The 23,829-nt window shown below is 62.1% G+C and carries 19 protein-coding genes and 1 pseudogene; 19 read left to right on the plus strand and 1 reads right to left on the minus strand.

Annotated elements, in window-relative coordinates; genetic code table 11:
• Window positions 1-26 precede the first annotated feature (26 nt).
• The 15 genes and pseudogenes from OKW39_RS37280 (at window position 27) to OKW39_RS37350 (ending at window position 14,918) form a co-directional block, all read left to right on the plus strand.
• Window positions 27-1,178, plus strand: a complete 1,152-nt coding sequence (locus OKW39_RS37280; protein WP_090808764.1) for a thiolase — start codon at window positions 27-29, stop codon at window positions 1,176-1,178.
• 105 nt (window positions 1,179-1,283) lie between these two features.
• The gene (locus OKW39_RS37285) at window positions 1,284-2,084 is read left to right on the plus strand and encodes an enoyl-CoA hydratase/isomerase family protein (RefSeq protein ID WP_429564909.1); all 801 of its coding nucleotides are present in this window, start codon (window positions 1,284-1,286) and stop codon (window positions 2,082-2,084) included.
• A gap of 11 nt (window positions 2,085-2,095) precedes the next feature.
• Window positions 2,096-2,902, plus strand: a complete 807-nt coding sequence (locus OKW39_RS37290; protein ID WP_429564910.1) for an enoyl-CoA hydratase/isomerase family protein — start codon at window positions 2,096-2,098, stop codon at window positions 2,900-2,902.
• Window positions 2,903-2,919: 17 nt separating this feature from the next.
• Window positions 2,920-3,735, plus strand: a complete 816-nt coding sequence (locus tag OKW39_RS37295) for an enoyl-CoA hydratase/isomerase family protein (RefSeq protein ID WP_429334459.1) — start codon at window positions 2,920-2,922, stop codon at window positions 3,733-3,735.
• Between the two features lie 44 nt (window positions 3,736-3,779).
• The gene (locus OKW39_RS37300; RefSeq protein ID WP_429564911.1) at window positions 3,780-4,634 is read left to right on the plus strand and encodes an SDR family oxidoreductase; all 855 of its coding nucleotides are present in this window, start codon (window positions 3,780-3,782) and stop codon (window positions 4,632-4,634) included.
• Window positions 4,635-4,637: 3 nt separating this feature from the next.
• The gene (locus OKW39_RS37305) at window positions 4,638-5,780 is read left to right on the plus strand and encodes a CaiB/BaiF CoA transferase family protein (RefSeq protein WP_429564912.1); all 1,143 of its coding nucleotides are present in this window, start codon (window positions 4,638-4,640) and stop codon (window positions 5,778-5,780) included.
• Between the two features lie 43 nt (window positions 5,781-5,823).
• Window positions 5,824-7,023 carry an acyl-CoA dehydrogenase family protein gene (locus tag OKW39_RS37310; protein WP_429564913.1) on the plus strand — a complete coding sequence of 400 codons (1,200 nt, stop codon included), beginning with the start codon at window positions 5,824-5,826 and terminating at the stop codon, window positions 7,021-7,023.
• 61 nt (window positions 7,024-7,084) lie between these two features.
• Window positions 7,085-7,906: pseudogene (locus tag OKW39_RS37315) on the plus strand (acyl-CoA dehydrogenase family protein); the annotation flags it as partial.
• Window positions 7,907-8,000: 94 nt separating this feature from the next.
• A complete protein-coding gene (locus OKW39_RS37320) occupies window positions 8,001-8,210 on the plus strand; it encodes an acyl-CoA dehydrogenase family protein (protein WP_429564914.1) in 210 nt (69 codons plus the stop codon).
• Window positions 8,211-8,244: 34 nt separating this feature from the next.
• A complete protein-coding gene (locus OKW39_RS37325) occupies window positions 8,245-9,411 on the plus strand; it encodes an acyl-CoA dehydrogenase family protein (RefSeq protein WP_429564915.1) in 1,167 nt (388 codons plus the stop codon).
• 16 nt (window positions 9,412-9,427) lie between these two features.
• Window positions 9,428-10,234 (plus strand): enoyl-CoA hydratase, encoded by an 807-nt coding sequence (locus OKW39_RS37330; RefSeq protein ID WP_429564916.1) that lies wholly within the window; start codon window positions 9,428-9,430, stop codon window positions 10,232-10,234.
• A gap of 22 nt (window positions 10,235-10,256) precedes the next feature.
• Window positions 10,257-11,126 (plus strand): MaoC/PaaZ C-terminal domain-containing protein, encoded by an 870-nt coding sequence (locus OKW39_RS37335; RefSeq protein ID WP_090808783.1) that lies wholly within the window; start codon window positions 10,257-10,259, stop codon window positions 11,124-11,126.
• Between the two features lie 139 nt (window positions 11,127-11,265).
• On the plus strand, window positions 11,266-12,474 hold the full coding sequence (locus tag OKW39_RS37340) for an acyl-CoA dehydrogenase family protein (RefSeq protein ID WP_184062012.1): 1,209 nt from the start codon (window positions 11,266-11,268) through the stop codon (window positions 12,472-12,474).
• Between the two features lie 9 nt (window positions 12,475-12,483).
• The gene (locus OKW39_RS37345) at window positions 12,484-13,617 is read left to right on the plus strand and encodes an acyl-CoA dehydrogenase family protein (protein WP_429564917.1); all 1,134 of its coding nucleotides are present in this window, start codon (window positions 12,484-12,486) and stop codon (window positions 13,615-13,617) included.
• Window positions 13,618-13,688: 71 nt separating this feature from the next.
• Window positions 13,689-14,918, plus strand: a complete 1,230-nt coding sequence (locus tag OKW39_RS37350) for a cytochrome P450 (RefSeq protein WP_429564918.1) — start codon at window positions 13,689-13,691, stop codon at window positions 14,916-14,918.
• Window positions 14,919-15,059: 141 nt separating this feature from the next.
• Here OKW39_RS37350 and OKW39_RS37355 read toward each other — a convergent pair whose 3' ends face one another.
• On the minus strand, window positions 15,060-15,719 hold the full coding sequence (locus OKW39_RS37355) for a TetR/AcrR family transcriptional regulator (protein ID WP_429564919.1): 660 nt from the start codon (window positions 15,717-15,719) through the stop codon (window positions 15,060-15,062).
• A gap of 1,210 nt (window positions 15,720-16,929) precedes the next feature.
• Here OKW39_RS37355 and OKW39_RS37360 point away from each other — a divergent pair.
• The 4 genes from OKW39_RS37360 to OKW39_RS37375 all read left to right on the plus strand — a co-directional run bounded on the left by OKW39_RS37360 (window position 16,930) and on the right by OKW39_RS37375 (window position 23,734).
• On the plus strand, window positions 16,930-18,627 hold the full coding sequence (locus tag OKW39_RS37360) for a DUF1302 domain-containing protein (protein WP_429334450.1): 1,698 nt from the start codon (window positions 16,930-16,932) through the stop codon (window positions 18,625-18,627).
• Window positions 18,628-18,641: 14 nt separating this feature from the next.
• Window positions 18,642-19,991, plus strand: coding sequence for a DUF1329 domain-containing protein (locus OKW39_RS37365; protein ID WP_090810376.1), 1,350 nt, complete (start codon window positions 18,642-18,644; stop codon window positions 19,989-19,991).
• A gap of 181 nt (window positions 19,992-20,172) precedes the next feature.
• The gene (locus tag OKW39_RS37370; protein WP_429564920.1) at window positions 20,173-21,237 is read left to right on the plus strand and encodes a WD40/YVTN/BNR-like repeat-containing protein; all 1,065 of its coding nucleotides are present in this window, start codon (window positions 20,173-20,175) and stop codon (window positions 21,235-21,237) included.
• A gap of 13 nt (window positions 21,238-21,250) precedes the next feature.
• Window positions 21,251-23,734 carry an efflux RND transporter permease subunit gene (locus tag OKW39_RS37375; protein WP_429364974.1) on the plus strand — a complete coding sequence of 828 codons (2,484 nt, stop codon included), beginning with the start codon at window positions 21,251-21,253 and terminating at the stop codon, window positions 23,732-23,734.
• Window positions 23,735-23,829 lie beyond the last annotated feature (95 nt).

The raw sequence follows: 23,829 nt of genomic DNA on the forward strand, positions 1-23,829 counted from the left end.
GGTCACACCGATGAAAGGTAGATCGAATGGAATTCAACTTGCGCGGGCGTACCGCACTGGTGGCGGGCGCCACCTATGGGATGGGGGAAGCACCTGGCTTGTCGTCGCTGGACCTTGCTGCGCGTGCGTCCGTTGACGCGCTCGCCCAGGTGGGACTTACGCCTGGCGATGTAGACGGCCTTTTCGTGTGCACGCCGGACGACATGCTGTCGGGTCTCACGTTTGCCGAATACCTCGGTATTAACCCGAAGTTCACCGACAACAACCGAAGCGGCGGATCGGCGTTCGAAATCTACGCGCACACGGCGGCCATGGCGTTGTGTACGGGACAGATCGATGTTGCCTTGATTGCATATGGGAGCAATCAGCGCAGCGCGGCGGGCAAGCTCGTGCAGTCGTCGCGTCCTTCGCCGTGGGAGAGCCCGTATAAGCCGATGAATCCGGTGTCGTCGTATGCGCTTGCGGCGGCGCGTCATATGCATCAATACGGCACGAAGCGTGAGCATCTGGCCGAGGTGGCCGTCGCCGCGCGCAAGTGGGCGCAACTGAATCCGGATGCGTATATGCGCACGCCCATGTCGATCGACGACGTGATGGGCGCGCGCCTCGTGTCGGATCCGCTTTCCGTGCGCGATTGCTGCCTCGTGACGGATGGCGCGGCAGCGATCGTCATGGTGCGCGCCGATCGAGCGCGTGATCTCACCGACAAGCCGGTGTATCTGCTCGGCGCGGCCTCGGCCACTTCGCACCGCGAAATCGCGAGCATGCCGGATCTCACGGTGACTGCCGCAGCGGAATCGGGCAGGCGTGCGTATCAAATGGCCGGCGTGAAGGCGAATGATATCGATGTCGCGATGCTGTACGACGCCTTCACGATCAACACCATTCTGTTTCTCGAAGACCTCGGCTTTTGCCCTAAAGGCGAAGGCGGCCGCTTCGTTTCGGACGGCGGCATCGCGCCGGGCGGCCGGCTCGCGGTCAATACGAACGGCGGCGGTTTGTCGTGCGTTCACCCCGGCATGTATGGGCTGTTCCTGATGGAAGAATCGATGCGGCAATTGACGGGCCGCGCTGGTGAGCGCCAGATACCCGGTGCGAAGCTGGCAATCGCGCACGGTAACGGTGGTGTGCTCTCGAGCCAGGCCACGGTGATTCTCGGGACGCAGGAAACCCTGTAAAGACACGCTGTGAGACACGCCGCCCGCCAGGGTCACTGTCAACAGCTTTGCATGGGATCGGAGTAAGCGCTAAAACGCTAACCCCGATCGACAGGAGACGGACAGATGAGCGAAGAGACCAGCAGCGATGCAGCAGAGATCGTACAGGTCCGGCAAGACGGTGCAATCGCGATCGTCACATTGAACTATCCCCAACGGCGAAACGCGTTTTCGCTAAAGATGCGCGAGACGTTGTACGCGCAGCTCTATCGCCTGATGCATCATGAGGAAGCCTGCCGTGCGATCGTACTGACCGGCGCGGGCAATACGTTTTGCGCGGGTGGCGACATCTCGGAGATGCAGACGCGCAAGGTGCTCGAATATCGACAGCGCAATGAACTGCCGCTCGATATTTTTAGACTGATGGTGGAAGGCCCGAAAGCGATCGTCGCCGCCGTCGAAGGGTTTGCGTTTGGCGCTGGTCTGTCGCTCGCCGCTGCTTGCGATCATGTCGTCACATCGTCGGCCGCGCGCTATGCGAGCGCGTTCGTCAAGGTCGGGCTGCTGCCCGATACGGGGCTCTATTGGTCGTTGTCGCAGCGCGTGGGCGGTGGCCTTGCACGCGAGCTCATGTTGAGTGCTCGTGAGTTCAACGGCGTCGAAGCGGGCGAGACCGGTTTTGCCAATCAGGTCGTCGAGCCTGGGGAGGCGCTGAACGCGGCCTCGAAGGTGGCGCAACAGTACGCGGAACTGCCCTCGGTGGCCACCGCGCACCTGAAGGCCGCGCTCGCGACGGGCATCCGTACGCTCGACGACGCCATCGAAGCGGAAGTGAACCTGCAGCCCATCCTGCGCCGCAGCCGCGAACACCAGGAGGCCGTGAGCGCCTTCATGGAAAAGCGCAAGCCGGTGTTCGTGGCCGACTGAAGGAAGCCAACATGAGCGAAAAAGAAACGGCAGAAAACGATACGACGTCGCTGATCGAGGTGACCCGCGAGGGACCGGTCGCGATCGTGACGCTAAACAATCCTCGACGCCGCAACGCGATGGGACGTCAGATGCGTCAGTTGTTGCGCGACACGATGCATCGGCTGATGGTGGACGATCCGGACTCGCGGGCAATCGTCCTGACGGGCGCGGGCGAGCACTTTTGCGCCGGCGCCGACATCTCCGAGATGACGCAGCGCACGATCCTGCAAAGCCGCGAGATTCTGGCGGAGTCGTGCGTGGTAGTGCGTGAAATGCAGGCGGGACCCAAGCCGGTCGTGGCGGCCGTGGAAGGCGTAGCCTTCGGCGCCGGGCTGTCGCTCGTGGTCGCGACCGACTATGTCGTGGCTGCGTCGAATGCACGCTTTTGCGCGGCGTTTCTGCGCGTCGGCCTGATTCCGGACACCGGTATTCTGTGGACGCTTCCGAAGCGCATCGGCATGGCTCGCGCGAGGGAGATGCTCTCGCTCGCCACTGAAATCGATGGGGAGAAGGCCGGCACGATTCACCTTGCCAACGAAGTCGTCGGGCCGGGTACTGCGCGCGCAAAGGCAATCGAAGTTGCGCGCGGTCTTGCCGACTTGCCGCCGCTCGGCGTGGCGCTGCTGAAGGACGCGCTGACCAACGCCGCGACGACGATGGAAGGCGCGCTGCGAGCCGAGATCGACTATCAGCCCATCCTGCGTCGGTCGAAAGACCATCAGGCTGCCTGTAAGGCGTTTATGGAAAAGACCAAACCGGTCTTCACGGGTGAGTGAGCGCGGGGAGCAATGCGATGAGTATCGAGCAGAAGGAAAAAGCCGCGGGCGCCGACGAGATCGTGCAGGTGCGCCGTCAAGGCGACGTGAGCATTGTCACGATGAACTATCCCGAGCGCCGTAACGCGTTCTCCATGAGGATGCGCGTTGCGCTGACCGAGGTCTTGCACCGGCTGATGCACGACGATCCGCAAACGCGCGCCATTGTGCTGACAGGCGCGGGCGGCCATTTTTGCGCGGGCGGCGACCTGTCCGAAATGCACGCGACCACTCTACAGTTGCTGGCGCTTCGTGAGCGCATCGCGGTGGGCGTGCGTCTGTTCAAGCTGATTTATACGGGCACGAAGCCGGTCGTCGCGGCGGTGGAGGGCACGTGCTATGGAGCGGGGCTGTCGCTGGCGGCTGCATGCGATGTCGTGGTCGGTGCCGATACCGCGAAGTACTCATGTGCGTTCGGCAAGGTCGGACTGCTTCCCGACACGGGAATTCTATGGACGCTGCCGCAAAAGGTCGGCGGCAGCAAGGCGCGTGAGTTGATGCTGAAAGGCGATGTCATCGACGCGGCCACGGCGCGCCGCATCGGCCTGGTCAGCGAGGTGGTCGCGAGCGGCGGCGCGCTCGATGCGGCGATCGAGGCCGCGGCGCGCTTCGCGAGCTATCCGCCAGTGACGCTGGCGCTCCTGAAGGCGAGCCTCGTCAATGCGGGCAATTCGATCGAAGACGCATGCCGCCTCGAAACTGACCTCAATCCGCTGACCCGTCAAACGAGCGACCACGCGGAGGCGGTGACGGCCTTCATGGAAAAACGCAAGCCGGTTTTCACGGGTGCCTGACGCCGCCATTCTCCGTTGCTGTCCCTACTGGAAGTTCAACGCATATGTTTACGCCTGACCTGCTGAAGAACAAACGAATCCTCATCACCGGGGGAGGCACCGGCCTTGGTAAGAGTATCGGCCTGCGCTACCTCGAACTGGGCGCCGATCTCGTCATCTGCGGTCGCCGCAAGGAAGTGCTGGACGCGACGGCCGACGAGTTTCGCGGCGTCGTGCATGGCGCGCGTGTCACGACGGTGCAGGCGGACGTGCGCAGCGCCGAGTCCGTCGAGTCGATGATGGAGACGATCTGGCGGGATGGTCCGCTCGACGTATTGCTGAACAACGCGGCGGCCAACTTCATCGCGCGCACGGAAAGCCTGTCGGCGCGCGCGGTGGATGCGGTGCTCGACATCGTGCTGCACGGCAGCTTCTATTGCACGATCGCGGCGGGCAAGCGCTGGATCGACGCGGGTCACCCGGGCAACGTGATCAGTACCGTATCGACGCCCACGATGACCGGCTCGGCCTTTACCGTGCCGTCCGCGGCCGCGAAGGCGGGTATTCTCGCCATGACCCGCAGCCTTGCGGTCGAGTGGGGCCCGAAGGGCATTCGCCTGAACGCGGTGGCGCCCGGACTGTTCCCGACGCCGGGCGCATGGGAGCAGTTGTACCCGCCGGGCTCGCAGGTCGAGCCGCAGGAGCGCTCGGTGCCGCTGCGGCGCTTCGGCGATCACGCGGAACTTGCCAATCTCTACGCTTATCTGGCGTCCAATGGCTCCGGCTACATCACCGGCGACATGATCGTGATCGACGGCGGCCGCTGGATGCAGGGGGTGGGCGGCCCGACCTTCCGCGCGATGCAGGACTGGACCGACGAGCAATGGGACGCCATGCGCGCCCACGCTCGCAAGGGTTGAACCATGGGTCCGCTTGCAGGAGTTCGCATCATCGAGCTGGCCGGCATCGGCCCGGGGCCCATGGCGGCGATGCTGCTCGCCGATCTGGGTGCGACGGTGTTGCGCATCGAACGTCGCCAGCCGGTCAAGCTCGGTATCGAGCGTCCGCTGCGCTACAACCTGTTGCTGCGCAACCGGAAGACGATTGCGCTCGACCTGAAAGACCCGGAGGCCGTCGAACTCGTGCTCACGCTGGTGGAGCGCGCCGATGCCCTGATAGAAGGTTTCCGACCCGGCGTGACCGAGCGACTCGGGCTAGGTCCGCAGGCCTGCCTCGAACGCAATCCGAAGCTCGCTTACGGGCGCATCACGGGATGGGGCCAGCAAGGTCCGCTCGCGCAGTACGCCGGGCATGACCTGAACTACATCGCGATCACCGGCGTCCTCAACGCAATTGGCCGCCGCGATCAGCCGCCGTCGATACCCCTGAATCTGATCGGCGACTATGCGGGCGGTTCGCTGTACCTTGCAATGGGGCTCCTGGCGGCGATCCTGCATGCGCGCAACGGCGGCGCGGGACAGATCGTGGATGCCGCGATCGTCGACGGCACGGCCAACCTTGCTACCACGTTCTTCGGCATGCAGGCTGCCGGCATCTGGCGCGACGGGCGCGGGACGAATATCACGGATTCGGGATCGCACTTCTACGACGTTTATGAATGCGCGGACGGCAAGTGGATTACGGTCGGTCCCATCGAGGACAAGTTCTATCTCGAACTCCTCCGCCTGCTCGACATCGATCCGCAAACGCTGGGTACGCAGCTCGACGCAAGCAACTGGCCCGCCGCGCGCGCACTGTTCGCGCTGAAATTCAAGCGACGCACACGCGAGCAATGGACCACCTTGCTCGAACACACGGACGCGTGCTTCGCACCGGTTCTGTCGTGGACCGAGGCACCCGAGCATGCGCATCTGAAGGCGCGCGGCACGTTCATCGAAGTGGACGGCATCGTGCAGCCCGCGCCGGCGCCGCGCTTCTCCGCCACGGTGCCCGCGAAGCCGACGGCGCCCGAGGCGCCCGACGCGACCACGATCGACGCCGCGCTGGCGGCATGGCTCGAACCGGGCCGCATTGGCGAGTTGAAAGAAGCGGGAACGCTGGCCTGAGCCGCACCCGACAGGTGACCCATAAAGACGAAACGAGACACTCATGGATCTGCGATATACCGACGAAGAGCTGGCGTTCCGCAATGAGGTCAGAGCCTTCTTCAAGGAAGCGCTGCCGGCCGACATCCGACGCAAAGCTACCTTGGGGCAGCGCTATTCGGCGGCCGACCTGCGCCGCTGGCAACGCATGCTCTACGAGCGTGGCTGGGCGACGCCAGCGTGGGACAAGGCGTGGGGCGGGACGGGCTGGAGCGCGGTGCAGCAATACATCTTCAAGGAAGAGCTGCACATGGCCCCGGCGCCCGAGACGCTGTCATTCAACGTGAACATGATCGGTCCGGTGTTGATCGCGTTCGGCAGCGAAGAGCAGAAGCGCCATTTCCTGCCTCGCATCGCGAGCCTCGAATACTGGTTCTGCCAGGGATTCTCCGAGCCCGGAGCCGGTTCGGACCTGGCCGCGCTGCGAACCCAGGCGGTGCGCGACGGGGACCACTACGTGATCAACGGCCAGAAGCTCTGGACTTCGACGGCGCATCACGCGGACTGGATGTTCTGTCTCGTACGCACGGATTCGAGCGGCAAGAAGCAGCAGGGCATCACATACCTGCTGATCGACATGAAGGCACCGGGCCTGACCGTCCGCCCGATCGTCACGATCGACGGCCACCATGAAACCAACGAGGTGTTCTTCGACAACGTGCGCGTGCCGGTTGCGAACCGAATTGGCGAGGAGAACAAGGGTTGGGACTACGCGAAGTATCTCCTTGGCAACGAACGCAGCGGCATTGCGCGCGTGGGCGTTTCGAAGATGCGCGTGCGTCACGCGAAGGATCTTGCGAAGCGCGTGCCCTGCGGCGACGGTGTGCTGTGGGACGACTCGCGTTTTCGTGAACGTGTCGCGGCTGTCGAGGTGGAACTGAAGGCCTTGGAGATGACGCAGATGCGCGTGATCGCCGAGAGCAGCGCGCAGCAGAGCCACGTGCCCGACCCGAAGACTTCGATCCTGAAGATCAAGGGTTCGGAGCTGCAGCAACTCGCAGCTGAATTGCTCCTCGAGGTGGCAGGGCCGGATGCTCTACCGCTCGACCTCGACTTCCTGCGTGGGCTTGCCGATCCGGTTCGCGAACCCGAATGGGCGCTCACCGTTGCGCCGAATCACTACTTCGCGCGCCACGTTTCGATCGTGGGCGGCTCCAACGAGATTCAGAAGAACATTCTCGCCAAGTCCGTACTCGGACTTTGAGCGACGGGCGAACTGCGGAGAAGCATCAGATATGGACTTTGATTTCACCGATGAGCAACGCATGCTCAAGGACAGCGTCGACCGGCTCGTCAAAGACGAGTACGGGTTCGAGCAGCGCGCGAAGTATCTCGCTGAGCCGGACGGTTTCAGCCGCGAGCTTTGGGCGCATTACGCCGACATGGGTCTGTTGGGCCTTTCGTTTGACGAGGAATACGGCGGCAGCAACTGCGGCCCTGTCGAAACGATGATCGTGATGGAGGCGTTGGGCCGCGCTCTCGCGGTCGAACCGTATCTCGCGACGGTCGTGCTGGGCGGCGGCTTGGTGCGGCTTGGCGGCAACGCGGCGCAACGCGCGGCGATTCTGCCGCAGATTGCGCAGGGTGAGTTGCAGATGGCGTTCGCACACAGCGAGGCGCAGGCGCGGTACGACCTCGCGGACGTTGCGACCACCGCACGACGCGAAGCCGCCGGCTGGGTGCTCGACGGCGCCAAGCGCGTCGTGCTCCACGGCGGCAGCGCCGACGTTCTCGTGGTGTCGGCGCGCGTGTCCGGTGGTAGGCGCGAGCGTGACGGCATCGGGCTGTTCGTGGTCAGGGCCGACGCGCAGGGCGTGACGCGCCACCCGTATCCGACGCAAGACCGGCTGCGTGCGGCCGACGTCGAGTTGTCGCGGGTGCGCGTTCCAGATAGCGACGTTCTGGGCACCGCGGGCGCCGCGTTGCCGCTGATAGAAACGGTCGTTGCGCACGCGATCGCGGCAGTGAGCGCGGAAGCCGTAGGTGCAATGGCAGCTGCGCACGAAGAAACCGTGGAGTACCTGAAGGTCCGCAAGCAGTTCGGGGTGCCTATCGGATCATTCCAGGCGCTCCAGCATCGTGCAGTCGACATGCTCGTCATGGTGGAGCAGGCGCGCGGCATGGCGCTCTTCGCGACCATGATGAGCGAGGAGCCCGGACGCGGCGGAACGCGATCGCAGTATGTCGGCGGCGAAAGTGCAGATCGGGCGCTCGGGCCGCTTCGTCGGTCAACAAGGCGTGCAATTGCACGGCGGCATCGGGATGACCGAGGAGTGCAAGATCGGTCACTACCTGAGACGCCTGAGCGTGATCGATATCCAGTTCGGCTCGACCGAACATCATCTGACCCAGCTCGCCAATGCAGGCGGACTGATCGATGCAGCAGCGTGAGCCGCGCGTCCAGCCAAGCAAACGGAAACCATTCATGAGCCGAATTTCCCCACCCGATCAATATCAGGAACTGCGCGACGCCTTGCGCGACCTCTCGAAGGCGTACCCGGACGAGTACTGGCGCCGTATCGATCATGAGCGCGTCTATCCCGAGGCGTTTGTGGACGCGCTGACGAAGGCCGGCTGGATGGCCGCGCTGATCCCTCAGGAGTATGGCGGTTCAGGTCTCGGGTTGACCGAGGCGTCCGTGATCATGGAGGAGATCAACCGCAACGGCGGCAACTCCGGCTTTTGTCATGGCCAGATGTACAACATGAATACGCTGCTCAGAAACGGCTCGGAGGCGCAAAAGCGCAAATACCTGCCGAAGATCGCGCGCGGGGAATTGCGTCTGCAATCGATGGCTGTGACCGAACCGACCACCGGAACGGACACGACGAAGCTGAAGACCACTGCTGTAAAAAGAGACGACCGGTACGTGGTGAACGGCCAGAAGGTGTGGATATCACGCGTGCAGCATTCGGACATGATGATCCTGCTCGCACGCACCACGCCGTTGTCGGACGTGAAGAAGAAGTCGGATGGGCTGTCGTGCTTTCTCGTGGACCTGCACCAGGCTATCGGCAATGGCCTGACCGTGCGGCCGATTCCGAACATGGTCAATCACGAGACGAACGAGCTGTTCTTCGACAATCTGGAGATTCCTGAAGAGAACCTGATTGGCGAGGAAGGCAAGGGCTTCAAGTACATCCTCGACGGACTCAACGCCGAGCGCGCACTGATCGCGGCCGAGTGCATCGGCGACGGCTACTGGTTCGTCGAGCGCGCGTCGAAGTACGCCAGCGAGCGTATCGTGTTCGACCGGCCCATCGGTGTGAACCAGGGCATCCAGTTCCCGATCGCCGAGGCCTACATCGACGTGCGCGCGGCGGATCTGATGCGCTACAAGGCCTGCGAACTGTTCGACAACCATCAACCGTGCGGCGCGGAAGCGAACATGGCGAAGCATCTTGCGGCCACGGCTTCGTGGAAAGCCGCGAATGCCTGTCTGCAGACCCATGGCGGCTTCGGTTTCGCTTGCGAATACGATGTCGAGCGCAAGTTCCGCGAGACCCGGCTCTATCAGGTGGCGCCGATTTCGACGAACCTGATTCTGTCCTACGTCGCCGAGCACGTGCTCGACCTGCCGCGTTCATTCTGAGCTTTGGAGGGATCTGATGCGCTTCGAGACCGTTCTGTACGACGTCAAGGACCGGGTAGCGACGATCACGCTGAACCGCCCGGAACACATGAACGCCTGGAACGACCAGGTGGCGACCGAGGTGTACGAGGCAATGCAGGCGGCCGGCTCGGACCGTGGCGTGCGCGTCATCGTTTTCACCGGCGCGGGCAAGGCGTTTTGCGCGGGCGGCGATATTCACAGCTTCGGCGGTGATCCCGCCGCGCTCATGACGAAGCTCCCGCGTCCGTTCGATATGCGCGAGCGCGCCGACTGGCAAACGCGCTGCTCTTACTACCCGGCCATTCCGAAGCCGGTGATCGCGATGCTCAACGGCGCCACGGTCGGCATTGGCCTGATCCACGCCCTTTTCTGCGACATCCGCTTTGCGTCCGAAGACGCGACCATCACGACGGCATTCGCGCGCCGCGGCCTGAGCGCGGAATACGGCATGGCCTGGATACTCGCGCGTCACGTCGGCCAGGCGCACGCGCTCGACCTGCTGCTGTCGGGACGCAAGATCAAGGGGCGCGAAGCCGAACGTATGGGACTCGTGAATCGGGCAATCCCGGCGGACAAGCTGGTCGAGCAGACCTATGCGTACGCGCGAGAAATGGCGGAGTACTGCTCGCCGCGCTCGATGCGCATCATGAAGGAGCAGGTCTGGGAGGTGCCGTTCCAGACGCCCCACGAGGCGGTGATACACGCCGGGTTGGACATGCCGCTCGCCAACCAGTGCGATGACTACAAGGAAGGCATGGCGAGCTTTCTCGAGAAGCGCAAGCCCAACTTCACGGACTACTGAGCACACATAGGACTACCACCTCATGCTGAACTACGAAGTCGTCAAGAACTGGCCGATCGAAGATGTCACGCAGACATATAGCGAGCGCGACGTGATGCTGTATTCGCTGGGTCTCGGGTTGGGCGCAGACCCGCTGGACGCAGAACAGCTGCGCTACGTCTATGAAAAGGACCTGCAAGCGATGCCGACTTGCGCGGCCGCGTTCGCGTGGCCGAAATCGTGGATGCGCGATTCGCGTACGGGCATCGACTACCTGAAGCTCGTGCACGGTGAGCAGGACGTTCGCTTCATGCGCCCGATGCCGGTTGCAGCGACCATCGTCAGCAAGACGCGGGTGAGCCGCATCTCGGACAAGGGCGCGGGCAAGGGCGCGATCGTCGAGCTCAAGCGTGACATCATCGACGCCTCGACGGGCGAACAACTTGCCGAAGTCCGGCAGGTGTCCTTTCTGCGCGGCGACGGAGGGTTCAGCGCCGGGTCGGGCGCGAGCGACGCGCCGCCCGAAGCGCTTCCGGCTGTGCCGGAGCGCGCCCCGGACGCGGAATACGTGTTTTCGACCGGCGCGCATGCAGCGTTGATCTACCGCCTTTCGGGCGACGCCAATCCCCTGCACGCGGACCCGGAGGTGGCGTCGAAAGCCGGATTCAACCGGCCTATTCTTCACGGCCTCGCGACCTATGGCATGGCGGGTTACGCCGCGATTCGCACCTTCGCGGGCAACGACGCAAAGCGTCTGAAGCGACTCGCCTTGCGCCTGACTGCGCCGGTGTACCCCGGCGAAGAAGTGCGCTTCCAGTTCTGGCGGGACAGTGACACGCGTCTGCATCTGCGGGCGCGCGTCGACGCACGCGATGTGGTGGTGCTGAACAACGGAATCGTGGAGATTGCCTGAAACCGCGCCCGGCAGCGCCGACGTGCTTTGCCGGGCCGCGACTGGAGCCTGAAATGAAACGACCCCCATGCTCACTGTTGTTCGCGGCCCCCCGGGGGGGCTTCAGCCTCCCTTGGGGGCGGCCCGGCGGGAGGCTGAAATGGACCTGAAAGAGAGTCCCGCCGACAAGGAATTTCGCGCCACGGTGCGCGAATTCGTAGCGACTCATTTGCCCGACGACATTCGTGAACGGGTGCTGAACTTCCGCCATGTGCCGCGCGAAGACTACGTGCGCTGGCAACGCATTCTGGCCGGGAAGGGATGGGGCGCACCTGCATGGCCCGCGCAATTCGGCGGCGCCGCCTGGAATGCCGCGCAGCGCAACATTTTCGACGAGGAATGCTTTACCGCCGGCGCGCCGCGCCAGATGCCGTTTGGCCTTTCGATGGTTGGACCTGTAATCCAGAAGTTCGGCACCGACGCGCAGCGCGAACGGTTTCTGCCGCGCATCATCTCGATGGAGGACTGGTGGTGTCAGGGTTACTCCGAGCCGGGTGCGGGTTCCGATCTGGCGTCGCTCAAGACGCGTGCGGACCGTGTCGAGCGCGACGGTCAACCGTTCTACGTCGTCAACGGCCAGAAGATCTGGACCTCGTTTGCCCAATGGGCGAACTGGATTTTCTGCCTGGTCCGCACGGACGGCAGCGGCCGCCCACAGGAAGGCATCTCGTTCCTGCTGATCGATATGTCCACGCCCGGCATTACGGTCAGACCCATCCGCACGCTTGACGGCGGCCACGACGTCAACGAAGTGTTCTTCGACAATGTGGCAGTGCCAGTGAGCAATCTCGTCGGCGAGGAGCATCGCGGCTGGTCGATCGCCAAGTATCTGCTCGGCCACGAGCGGACCAATATCGCCGGCCTCGGCAACTGCAAGCGTTTCATGCGACGTCTGAAGGAGATTGCCAGCACCGAGCGTAAGCACGGCAAGCCTCTCATCGAGGACGTTCGCTTTCGCGATCGCATCGCCAGGGTGGAAATCGATTTGATCGCGCACGAATGGTCGCTGCTGCGCGTCGTCTCAGCCGAAACTGCAGGACGTCCGATCGGACCGGAGGCTTCGGTGCTGAAAATCCGCGGTTCGGAGATTCAGCAGGAGCTTACGGAGCTGATCATGGAATGCGCAGGCCCCTATGCGGTGCCTTTTGTAAGCGAAGCGCTGGAGGCGCACTGGCGCGGCGAAACCGCGAACGGCGAGCTGCTCAACGCGCTGGCCGCGCACTACCTGGACTGGCGCAAGATTTCGATCTACGGCGGTTCGACTGAAGTGCAGAAAAACATCATCGCCAAGCAGGCGCTCGGCATCTGAGGACACGCCATGGACTTCACGCTGGTTGAAGAGGAACAGATGCTGGCCGACGTGGTCGGCCGTTTCGTCGAAAAGGAATACGACTTCGAGGCGAGGCGCCGTCTCGCCGCTACTCCCGAGGGCTGGTCGGCTGCGCACTGGACGACGCTGGCCGAAATGGGCGTGCTGGCACTGAACGTGCCGCAGGATCATGGCGGCCTTGGCACGGGCCCGGTCGAGACCATGCTCGTGATGGAGGCCTTCGGCCGTGGGCTCGTACTGGAGCCGTTTGTTTCGACGGCCGTGATCGGCGCGAAGCTGATCGGGCGCGCAGGACACGAGTCGCGCAAGGCGGAGTGGCTGGCCGGTATCGCCGACGGCAGCCTGAAGACCGCGCTCGCGACGCTCGAACCTGGTGCGCGTTTCGATTTGTGGAACGTCGCGACGAGGGCCGAGCCAACGCGTGACGGGTTCATCCTGAATGGACGCAAAGGCGTTGTACTGCACGGCGACAGCGCGGACATTCTGCTGGTTTCGGCGCGTACCGCAGGCGAGCAGACCGACAGGCACGGCATCACACTCTTCGCCGTCGATGCGCGAACGCAAGGCGTGAGCGTCAAAGGATTTCCGGCACTCGACGGGCAGCGTGTTGCCGAGGTAGTGCTGGACGACGTACACGTCGGTGTAACTGCTGTCATCGGCGCCGTCGATCAGGGCTACCCGTTGCTCGAATGGGCCGTCGATCAAGGCATTTTCGCGCTGTGCGCGGAAGCGGTCGGCGCGATGTCGCGGCTGAGCGATCTGACCTTTGAATACCTGCGCACGCGAAAGCAGTTTGGTTCGCCGATCGGCAAATTCCAGGCGCTGCAGCATCGCGCCGCCGATATTTTGACCGCGGTAGAGCAGGCGAAATCGATGGTCTTCTTTGCTGCCGCGAAACTTGGCGAGGACGATGACCTGGAAGCCCATCGTGCTGTTACAGCCGCAAAGGCGCTGATTGGCCGTAGTGCACGCTTCGTCGCTCAGCAAGCGGTGCAACTGCACGGCGGAATGGGCATGACGGACGAACTGGCGGTGGGGTGGTACGTGAAGCGGCTCACCTGCATCGACATGACTTGGGGAAACACCGAACACCATCTCGAACTGTACGGTGCGTTCCTGTAATTACAGTTAATCAGACGACGAGAATGGTCCCGACCGCCCATGCCGGTCGATTCGAAGAAAGGAGACAACTAATGTCAGTAGCTGCTCATGGCGGGACTCCGGATCTGGCGCCAATTCCCGCGCACGTATTGCCTGAACGGGTGTTCGACATCGATATCTACAATCCGCCGGGTGCCGAAGACGACTACCATCTCTCGCTCAAGCAGTTGCACGCCGAAGGCATTCCCGACATTCTCTGGACACCCCGCAACGGCGGACACTGGATCGCGACGCGCGGCGATGACATCTATCACATCCTCAAGGACTACGAGAATTTCTCGTCGAAGCAGCTGACAGTGCCGCTCGTCGAGCATCAACCGTTGCCGCCGATCTTCTTCGATCCTCCGCAGCACACCGCCTATCGCGCGCTGATCGCGCCCGCGTTCATGCCACAGGCAATCGGCAAGCTCGAGGAGAAGGCGCGCGAAATGGCGATCGAACTGATCGACGGCTTTTATCCTAAGGGCGAGGTGGAATTCGTATCGGGGTTTGCGCAGCATCTTCCGATCGGCATTTTCATGAACATGGTGGCGCTGCCCGCCGAGGATCGCGAGTACTTGCTCGGCCTCGCTGACAAGATGGTCCGCCCGGTCGATGCCAACGAGAAGCTCAAGGCGCTCGGTGCGATTTTTCAGTACCTGGGGGTGAAGATTGCGGAACGCCGCGCGAACCCGGGTGACGATCTCATCAGCAAGATTGTCCATTCGAAGATCGACGGGCGCGCGCTCACCGACGAAGAAGTGCGGGGGCTCTGTGGTCTCGTGCTGATTGGCGGCCTCGACACGGTTGCCTCGGCAATGGGCTTTATCGCGCGATTCCTCGCCGGCAGCCCCGCCCACCGCAAGCAGCTCATCGACAACCCCGAACTGACGCAGAAGGCCGTGGACGAGCTTCTGCGGCGCTTCCCGGTGGTCAATCAAGGGCGGCGGATCACACACGATTTCGAGTACAAGGGCGTGCAGATGAAGGCGGGTGACATGATCATCATGCCGACCACACTGCACGGTCTGGACGAGAGGAAGTTCGACGATCCGCTGAGCGTCGATTTCGCTCGGCCCACGCCGATTCATTCGACGTTCGGCAATGGCGCGCATCGTTGTCCCGGCTCGTTCCTTGCGCGCGTGGAGTTGAAGGTTTTCCTTCAGGAATGGCTTAAGCGGATTCCCGATTTCCAGATCAAGCCTGGCGAGAAAGCGGGTGTCCACGGAGGTGTGAACGGCACGCTATACCACTTGCCTCTTGTCTGGGACGTGGTCCGCTGAGGATCGATCACGATGGCCTGAGCTGGCAATTGTGATCATGTGCGTCTGTAGAAGGCGATCTGCGGCTCGGTGCGCCCGCCACATGGCGCGCCGACCGCTCCATCCGGGCGCGATTCTGGCACAAGAACCTGCCTTGCAGTTCTATGGAGATGCCTTGCTCAACGCTCGCCAGACGACCTTCATGGCGTGACGGAACGAGTCCGCATTCACTGTGTCCGCGCCGGACCGGCGAAGAAAGACGACCAGACCGTGCAGATGTGAAAGGAGCAGGGCGCCGCGCAACGTGCATTCTCCCGAGGGCAAGGTTGGGTTGATCTGCGCGATCAGTTCCGCCAGGAGACCCTGAAAATCCGCGGTAGATTTCGCCATCAGGGCATGCAGAAAGGGCTCGTGCTCTGCGAGGCTCCAGCATTCCAGCACGAAGGCGCTAACGCGGTTTCCGCCACTCGCCGTCAGTACGGAGAACGCCTCGTCGACGATGACATCCAGTCGCGCTTCCGGTGACCGGGATTTGTCTTGGGCGATCGCCCGATAGTGCTCGAAATAGCGATCCGTGTATGCCTCGATCGTGGCCCGCAATAGTTCTTCGCGGGTGCTGAAGTAGTGCTGCAAGGTCCTCAGTCGAATCCCTGCCTCGCTGGCAATTCGGCGTTGAGTGAAACCAGCGTTACCTTCGGCTGCGAAGACCTCGATCGCCACTTCGATGATGGCGGGCACGCGGGTCGTTCTGTTCCCGCGCCGTTTGGGCCCGTCTGCTGCCGTGTTGCCGAGGTCTGCCGATGAGATGGTCAGGTCTTTCATCTGTTGTGCTCTCCTTGGCGTCTGCTGTCCTCTCGCTCGTTGTCAGTCCGGGATGTGTATCTGCGGGCTATACCCCGCCTGATACGAGCGCCGTTCGATCCTGATCGGGCAGCGCCGGCATTAATCTGATGATAGTCAGATGACGAATAAATATGCGTCTGCTGACTAATTATCTTTTAGATAAAGTCTGATCCAGTCACTCGCGACATCACATATCCTACCCGAATAAAGGGTAGATTTGTCCATACCAGCATTCCCCCACTTCCCCTAGTGTCATCTGGGCTTGATAATGGGTCGGCTGACTACTACTATTTAGTCAATCGACACATTACGCCCGAACCCGACCATTCCCGCTGTATCGCAAGCCGAAGCAGCGGATTCGCAGGGTTTGGGGTTGGCCCGTTAGAGTCGCCAATTTGCGTTCGTGGTTGTGATGTCAGCAGCGCGCACAGGTCGTAGAAGGAGCTGGACATGAAGGTTGGGGAAGGTTCTTTGCGTTGGCTGATCGACAAGTGGATTGCGCCCACTGCAACCAGCTCGGTGCACATCACCCGATGTACTTTCGCAAATTCAGGCCAGACGAGGTGTGTACTTGCGCGGTCGTCCGCCGCTGAGAACTCCCTCGCGATATTCTTCTTTCGGCACGACGACGGGGCATGGCGCGTGTTCCCGCCTCCTCCCCGCAAACCAGAAAGGCACTTCTACGCAGGAACGGGATAAGGGATTCGTCTGATCGCGGTCCATGACCAGCCTATACAAAAGGACTGCAAAGGAAACTGATCCGATCGCACAAGCTATTGATTCATCATCGGCTCGGACGGTTTTCCGAAAGCCATCCATGGTTTGCATCGTCAATCTGCGCAGTCGAATCGGACACCTCGCAAATGCAAGCGTCGCCACTGTCTCGTCAGCGTCACGCGGCCATGCGCGGACCGCTTCGAGTTCATCACCAAACTCAAATCCACGTTTACCCCGCGTTTTGAACGTCGTTCGGAAAATTGCATCACTTAGGGGTGAGCGAGCGTTGACAGTCGAGTTTCGAGCGTTTATCTTTCCGAACAGCATTCGCATTCTGGTGACGCTGTCGGAGGTATCCGAGGCGCGATGCTGACGAGGTAGGGAGGCCGGTTTCGCTTCATTGCAAAAGTCTGCGGCAGTCCAACGGCCTGGGCCTTTTCTGCGGCAGCGCGACAAAGACAAGAGGAGACGCATGAAACAGAAGAGTCTAAAGCCAAGTGCGATCAGCCTTGGCGTGCACGCGACCTGCATCGCTGCAGCGTGCGGGTTGTGGAGCGCGAACGCCAACGCCTTCCACTTCGATGTGCCGAACCCGGACATCGACATGGAATGGGACAACACGGTGCGTGCGGACTACGGCATCCGGCTTCAGAACCCGAGCCACTTCTACACGAACAGCCCGACCTACGACGAAGGCGATCTATCGACGCCGAAGTTCAGCACGATCCAGTCGATGCTGAACCTCTACAGCGAATTCGATTTCAAGTACAAGGACACGTCCGGCTTCCGCATCAGTATGGACGCGTGGTACGACCCGACGTTCAAGAATCACAATACGAGCAATCCTGCATTTCCTCCGAACTATCCGAACAACGAGTACACCAGCTACATCAAGAAGTACTACCAGGGGCCGAGCGCGGAGCTGCGTGATGCGTTCGTGTTCCACACTTTTGACCTCGGTGGTCACTCTGTCAACGTCAAGCTCGGCCGGACGGCAGTCACCTGGGGGCAGTCGGCGTTTGCTACGCTGGGTGGCGCGAACTCGGTGGCCATCGGTCAGCAGCCGCTCGACCTGATGAAACTGACGCAGAGCCCGAGCGCTTCGCTCAAGGAAATCGTGTTGCCGACGGCTCAGGCCGACGTGACGACGAACATTACCGACACGTTCTCTCTCGGCGCGCAGTACACGTTCGAATGGAATCACGATCGGCTGCCTGAAGGCGGCACGTATTTCGGCGGTGCCGATCCTATTCTTTACGGCCCTCCGATCGCCAGCTACCAAAACATTCCGGGGCTGGGCACATTCGCGATTCCGCGCATCGCGCCGACGAAAGGCCAGATCGGCGATATCGGCATCGACGGCAAGTGGCGTGTCGATTCGATCGCAACGACCTATGAATTTACGTACCGTCACTTCGCCATGAAGATGCCGTGGGCGGCGGTGCTACTCCCGGGTGCCGGACCCGAACTCTTCCCGGGCACCAACCTTCCCGGTGTTACGGCGAAGTACGGCAACGACGTGAACCTGATCGGCGCTGGCTTCAACAGTGCGATCGGCAGTTCGGCAGTGGCAGGCGAGCTGTCATATCGCTGGAACATGCCACTCAATGCCGTCAACACGACGACGGTCAACGATGCGCCGACGGGTCGCACGCTGCATGGTCTGCTGAACGTGACGCAGTCGTTCGGCAAGACGCCCATGTGGGACAACATGTTCCTGCAGGCGGAATTCGCGTTCAACCAGCTGCTAAGCGTGCAATCGAATGCGCGGAATTTTGCCAACTCCAGTTATGACACCACGGGCCAATGTTCGGCATCGGGCAACTCCGCGTTTAACAACTGCTCGACGCGCTTCTGGGCCGGGATCGGCATTGGTGCGAGCCCGCAGTGGTATCAGGTATTCCCTGGGGTTGATTTGACGATGCCGCTGTTCGTTAATCTGAATCTGAAGGGCTACTCATCTGTCATCGCGCCAGCGGCCGAAGCACAGGGGCAGAACACTTTCGTGGTCGGGCTTGATTTCACGATCTACAACAAGCATGAGGTGGACATTACCTACACCTACTACATGAACAAGAAGGGGTACTCGACGGCGGGAGCCGCGACGGCGCTCGGTGCACCGTACAGCGACAAGTCGTGGATCGGCATCACCTATCAGACAACGTTTTGATGATGGAGGCACGTGTGAAAAGATTCCCAAAGCTTCTTAAGGCGCTGGCGATACTCGCCGCGGTTTGGGCCTCGCCGTATACGCTGGCAATCGAGAGTGGGATCACGCCGTTCGGCGCGGAAATTGCCGGCAACAAGGACGGCACGATTCCGGCATACACGGGGGGCATCAAGGACTTTCCGACCGGGTTCAAGGCCGACTCCGGAAAATGGGCCGACCCGTTTCCTGGTGAAAAGCCGGTTCTGCAAATCACGGCTCAGAACTATCAGCAATACGCCGACAAACTGAGCGCCGCCTCGATCGAGCTGTTCAAGCGCTATCCGACTTACCGGATGGACGTTTACCCGACGCACCGCTCGGTTTCGTATCCGGACTGGTATCTCCAGAACTCGGAAAAGGACGCGGAAAGTGCCAAGCTCGAAAAAAACGGCCTTTATATCGATGGGGCGTTCGGCGGCAAGCCGTTCCCGGTGCCGAAAAACGGTCAGGAGGCGCTGTGGGACTGGGAATTACGCTACGTCGGAACGGCCCAGAAAAACAACGTGAAGACGTGGCTCGTCGATTCGAGCGGCACGCCGATTCTTGCTGCGCAGTTCAAGAGTTCGCTGCTCTATCCGTATTTCGAGCCGAAGGACGAAGCGGAGTTTCGCAAGAAGGGCCCCCTCGCGATCTGGTATGAGGTATATAACGACTACGCGTCACCGGCCCGCCTGATTGGCGACACGACGCTCTTCTGGTACTTCACGGATTCGGCCGATCACGATCAGCAATCGTGGGAATACAACCCGGGCCAACGCCGCGTGCGCGTGGCGCCCGATCTCGCCTACGACACGCCGAACCCCGGCTATTCGGGCGCGATCACGATGGACGACATCCAGTTGTTCTACGGCAAGATCGATCGCTGGAACGCGAAGCTGGTCGGCAAGAAGGAAATGTACATTCCGTACAACGACTACAAGCAGCAGTACGACACGCCGGCCAGCAAGATCACCACGCCGCATTTCGTGAATCCCGATTATGTCCGGTGGGAACTGCACCGCGTATGGGTCGTGGATCTGACGCTCAAGCCGGGCGCGCGTCACATCTACAGCAGGAAGACGCTGTACTTCGACGAGGATGGCGGCGGGGGAATGATGGATGCCTACGACCAGTCCGGCAAGCTCTATCGCGCCGGCTTTGAGACCACGGTTCCAGCGTACGACTACAAGGTGCCGTATTCGCTCGGTAACTGGTTCTACGACTTCAACAGCGGCATTTATATCTTCGGCAGCCATCCGGCGGACTCGCCCGGGATTTTCTTCAACGTGAATTTCCCAAATGACTACTTCACGCCGGAGCGTATGCAATCCGCGGGTGTGCGCTAATTGCGGGCCGAGTTGAGGATGAGGTATTGAGTGATGCGTCCTGCCGGGCTTGCCTGGCGGGCACAAGGAAGGGCGCAGCACGTGCGCCGTGCCGGCTATGGCATGGCGCACAAAGAAGTTTTCATAAAAAAGCTCAGGACTGTTCGCGTGATCGATCGCCAGTTACTGTGAAGGAGACACAATGCGCAAGACTCTGTTTCGTTGGCTGGCAATCGTCGCCGCGGCATGCGCCGCGAGCGGGTCGGTCTACGCCGAATTCGCCGACCCGATGCGCTCGCCCGCCGTCATCAACCCGCAGGCCGCGCATGAACCGCTGATGGCGCTGGCGCAGGCCGGACAGCGCCTGGTCGCGGTAGGTCCGCGCGGAGCAATTCTCGTATCGGACGACGCCGCCGTGCACTGGCGCCAGGTACAGGTGCCGGTGAGTTCCGATCTGGTGGCCGTTACGTTCAAGTCGGCCGCGCTGGGCTGGGCGGTCGGACACGACGGCGAGGTGCTCCATACCACCGACGGTGGCAATAGCTGGACGCGACAGCTCGACGGCCAGCAGGCGGCCAGGCTAATGAGCGAGTACTACGCGAAGCAACAAGGCGATTCACCTGATCTCAAGGCATCGCGCGAAGAGGCCGAGCGCTTTGAAGCAGACCAGGGAGGCCGTCCGTTTCTCGACGTCTGGTTCGATGACGAGCGTTCCGGCTGGGTCATCGGTTCGTTCAACATCATTTTTCATACCGACGACGGCGGCAAGAGCTGGGTGCCCTGGTTCGACCGCGTCGACAATCCCAACGCGTTGAACCTGCATGCGATGCGCCGTATCAACGGCACGCTTTATATTGCGGGCGAACAGGGGCTGCTGCTCAAGCTCGATCCCGACAAGCAGCGTTTCGTCGCGGTGCCGACGCCTTCGAAGGGCAGCTTTTTCGGTCTCGCTTCGTCGGGCGATGCGCTGATCGTCTACGGTCTGCTCGGCAACGCGTATCGCTCCACCGACGGCGGCGCGACGTGGGACAAGATCACGCTGCCGACCGGCGCGAGCATTCTCGCTTCGGCTGAACTGCCGAACGGCCACCTTATTCTCGCGACCCAGGCGGGCGAGCTGCTCGAGAGCGTCGACCAGGGGGCAACGTTTCATACACTCGGCGCGAGCCAGCCGGGCGGCATCTTCGCCATGGCGCTGCGCGGCGACACCGCGGTGCTGGCCGGTGCGGCCGGCCTGTCGCGGATCGCATTGTCGAAGTTGCACTAAGGGGGAGCAGGACATGGCTGGCGGCAACAATGCCCAATTCGACAAGATGCCCGTGGTGGCGGATCTTGCCAGCTTCGATACGCGCTCGGGTAACGCGCTCGAGCGGTTGATCTTCAACCGGCGTCCGTGGCTCATCATCATCTGCGCGATCATCACGGCGGTGCTGGGATTTCAGGCGCTGCGGCTCGATGTGAATGCGAGCTTCGAGAAGATGATTCCGCTGTCGCATCCGTACATCAAAAACTACCTCGCCAACAAGGCGGATCTGAAAGGACTCGGCAATTCGCTGCGGATCGTCGTCGAGAATCCGTCGGGTGACATCTACGATCCGAAATATCTCGCGGCGCTGCGGCGTATCAACGACGCGTTGTTCCTGATTCCGGGCGTCGACCGGCCTGGCGTGAAGTCGCTCTGGATGCCGATCGTGCGCTGGAACGTGGTCACGGAGCGCGGCTTCGCAGGGGGACCGGTGATGCCGGACGGCTTCGACGGGTCCGCGCAGGCAGTCGAACAGCTGCGCACCAACGTTGCCCGCGCCAACATCGCGGGCAGCCTCGTGTCGAACGATCTGCATTCGAGCATGATCCAGCTGCCGCTGCTCGATCATTACGCCGATACCGGCAAGCCGCTCGACTACGCGAAGCTCTCGCACCGGATCGACGAGGTCATCAAAGCGGAGGGCCGCGGCGAGGTCCGGGTTCACGTGGTGGGCTTCGCGAAACTGATCGGCGACCTGATCGACGGACTCAAGCTGGTAGCGATGTACTTCGGCGTGGCCGCGGGGATCGCCCTCGTCGTGATCTTTCTCTATACGCGCTGCTATCGCAGCACGCTGCTGGTGGTGGGGTGTTCGCTGATTGCGGTGGTCTGGCAGCTCGGCATCATTCGCACGCTCGGCTATGTGCTGGACCCGTACTCGGTGCTCGTACCGTTTCTCGTTTTCGCGATCGGCGTCTCGCATGGCGCGCAGAAGATGAACGGGATCACGCAGGACATCGGGCGTGGCACGCATCGCTACGTGGCGGCGCGCTACACGTTCCGGCGGCTTTTCCTCGCCGGTCTCACGGCGTTGCTCGCGGACGTGGTTGGCTTTGCCGTGCTGATGGTGATCGACATTCCGGTAATCAAGGATCTGGCATTTACCGCGAGCGTTGGCGTCGGCGTGCTGGTCTTCACCAACCTGCTGCTGCTGCCGGTACTACTGTCATACATTGGTGTGAGTCCGTCGGCTGCACGACGCAGCGTGCGTGGCGAGCAGAACGACGCGCGCGGCACCTCGTCGGCGGGCGCGCTGTGGAATCTGCTTGATCGCTTCACCGAGCGCCGCTGGGCTGTCGGTGCGATCGTTTGTGCGGCGGCGCTCACGGTGTTCGGCTGGTCGATCAGTCAGCACCTGCAGATCGGCGACCTCGATTCGGGCGCGCCGGAACTCAGGCCGGAGTCGCGTTATAACCTCGACAACGCGTACACCAACGCGCACTACGGTCTGTCGAGCGACCTGTTCGTCGTGATCGGCAAGTCGTCGCACGGCACCTGCGACGCCAACAACTTCCCGCTGGTGCTCGAGGCGGACCGGCTCGAAACCGCACTGCGGGGCGTGCCGGGGGTGCAGACCACCACCTCGGTCGGCGGTCTCGCGCGCTGGGTGACGGCCGGGTTCTACGAGGGCTACCCGAAGTGGTACACGATCGACCGCGTGCCTTCGATCGTGAACAAGACGGTGTGGCAGATCCTGCTCGATCATCCTGATCTGCTGAGCCAGACCTGCGGCACCGCACCGGTCATCGCCTATCTGACCGATCACAAAGCGGCGACGCTGTCGCGCGTGATGGAGGCTGCAGAGGCGTTCGCGAAAACCCATAGCGACGCCGATCATCAGTTCCTGATGGTCGCCGGGTCGGCGGGCATCGACGCGGTGACGAACGTCGTTGTTGCCAAGGCGAACCGCACGATGCTGTTGATGGTGTATGCAGCGGTGATCCTGCTGTGCTTCATCACGTTCCGCAACTGGCGCGCGGTCGTGGTGGCGGTCGTGCCGCTCGGGATCACGTCGGTGCTGTGCGAGGCGCTGATGGTCAAGCTCGGCATCGGCGTGAAGGTGGCAACGCTGCCGGTGATCGCGCTGGGCGTGGGCATCGGCGTCGACTATGCGCTCTATCTGCTGAGTGTGCAGCTCGCGTATCAGCGCGCTGGGCAGCCGCTGCGTGTAGCCTATCGGCACGCGGTGCAGTTCACCGGGAAGGTCGTGGCGCTGGTCGGTGTGACGTTGGCTGCCGGCGTCATAACGTGGGCGTTCTCGCCGATCAAGTTCCAGGCCGATATGGGCATCCTGCTCACGTTCATGTTCCTGTGGAACATGATCGGCGCGCTGATCCTCATTCCGGCGCTGTCGCATTTCCTGCTGCAAGGCATTTCGCGTAAAGCAGTGGCGAAGGGCGGCGCCGCCGGTTCCACGAAGGTCGAGGCCTGTAGCGGTGAGGCAACGCTGCGGTCGTGACCGCGGAACGGGTGCCGCTCTTCGCGCGGCACCCTGGCAGGACAAAAGAATTGGCCCGCTATGTGTGGAGATAGCGGGCCGGTTTGCCTGCAGGT

This window comes from Paraburkholderia sp. MM6662-R1 (assembly GCF_050436245.1).
Classification (GTDB): Bacteria; Pseudomonadota; Gammaproteobacteria; order Burkholderiales; family Burkholderiaceae; genus Paraburkholderia; species Paraburkholderia tuberum.

Excerpts from the sequence above, each read along its gene's own strand:
- OKW39_RS37310 (WP_429564913.1), top strand. The coding sequence starts at position 5,824 with ATGGATCTGCGATATACCGACGAAGAGCTGGCGTTCCGCAATGAGGTC.
- OKW39_RS37325 (WP_429564915.1), top strand. The coding sequence starts at position 8,245 with ATGAGCCGAATTTCCCCACCCGATCAATATCAGGAACTGCGCGACGCC.
- OKW39_RS37330 (WP_429564916.1), top strand. The coding sequence starts at position 9,428 with ATGCGCTTCGAGACCGTTCTGTACGACGTCAAGGACCGGGTAGCGACG.
- OKW39_RS37290 (WP_429564910.1), top strand. The coding sequence starts at position 2,096 with ATGAGCGAAAAAGAAACGGCAGAAAACGATACGACGTCGCTGATCGAG.
- OKW39_RS37350 (WP_429564918.1), top strand. The coding sequence starts at position 13,689 with ATGTCAGTAGCTGCTCATGGCGGGACTCCGGATCTGGCGCCAATTCCC.
- OKW39_RS37345 (WP_429564917.1), top strand. The coding sequence starts at position 12,484 with ATGGACTTCACGCTGGTTGAAGAGGAACAGATGCTGGCCGACGTGGTC.
- OKW39_RS37360 (WP_429334450.1), top strand. The coding sequence starts at position 16,930 with ATGAAACAGAAGAGTCTAAAGCCAAGTGCGATCAGCCTTGGCGTGCAC.
- OKW39_RS37285 (WP_429564909.1), top strand. The coding sequence starts at position 1,284 with ATGAGCGAAGAGACCAGCAGCGATGCAGCAGAGATCGTACAGGTCCGG.
- OKW39_RS37355 (WP_429564919.1), bottom strand. The coding sequence starts at position 15,719 with ATGAAAGACCTGACCATCTCATCGGCAGACCTCGGCAACACGGCAGCA.
- OKW39_RS37305 (WP_429564912.1), top strand. The coding sequence starts at position 4,638 with ATGGGTCCGCTTGCAGGAGTTCGCATCATCGAGCTGGCCGGCATCGGC.
- OKW39_RS37320 (WP_429564914.1), top strand. The coding sequence starts at position 8,001 with ATGTCGGCGGCGAAAGTGCAGATCGGGCGCTCGGGCCGCTTCGTCGGT.
- OKW39_RS37280 (WP_090808764.1), top strand. The coding sequence starts at position 27 with ATGGAATTCAACTTGCGCGGGCGTACCGCACTGGTGGCGGGCGCCACC.
- OKW39_RS37335 (WP_090808783.1), top strand. The coding sequence starts at position 10,257 with ATGCTGAACTACGAAGTCGTCAAGAACTGGCCGATCGAAGATGTCACG.
- OKW39_RS37370 (WP_429564920.1), top strand. The coding sequence starts at position 20,173 with ATGCGCAAGACTCTGTTTCGTTGGCTGGCAATCGTCGCCGCGGCATGC.
- OKW39_RS37300 (WP_429564911.1), top strand. The coding sequence starts at position 3,780 with ATGTTTACGCCTGACCTGCTGAAGAACAAACGAATCCTCATCACCGGG.
- OKW39_RS37375 (WP_429364974.1), top strand. The coding sequence starts at position 21,251 with ATGGCTGGCGGCAACAATGCCCAATTCGACAAGATGCCCGTGGTGGCG.
- OKW39_RS37295 (WP_429334459.1), top strand. The coding sequence starts at position 2,920 with ATGAGTATCGAGCAGAAGGAAAAAGCCGCGGGCGCCGACGAGATCGTG.
- OKW39_RS37340 (WP_184062012.1), top strand. The coding sequence starts at position 11,266 with ATGGACCTGAAAGAGAGTCCCGCCGACAAGGAATTTCGCGCCACGGTG.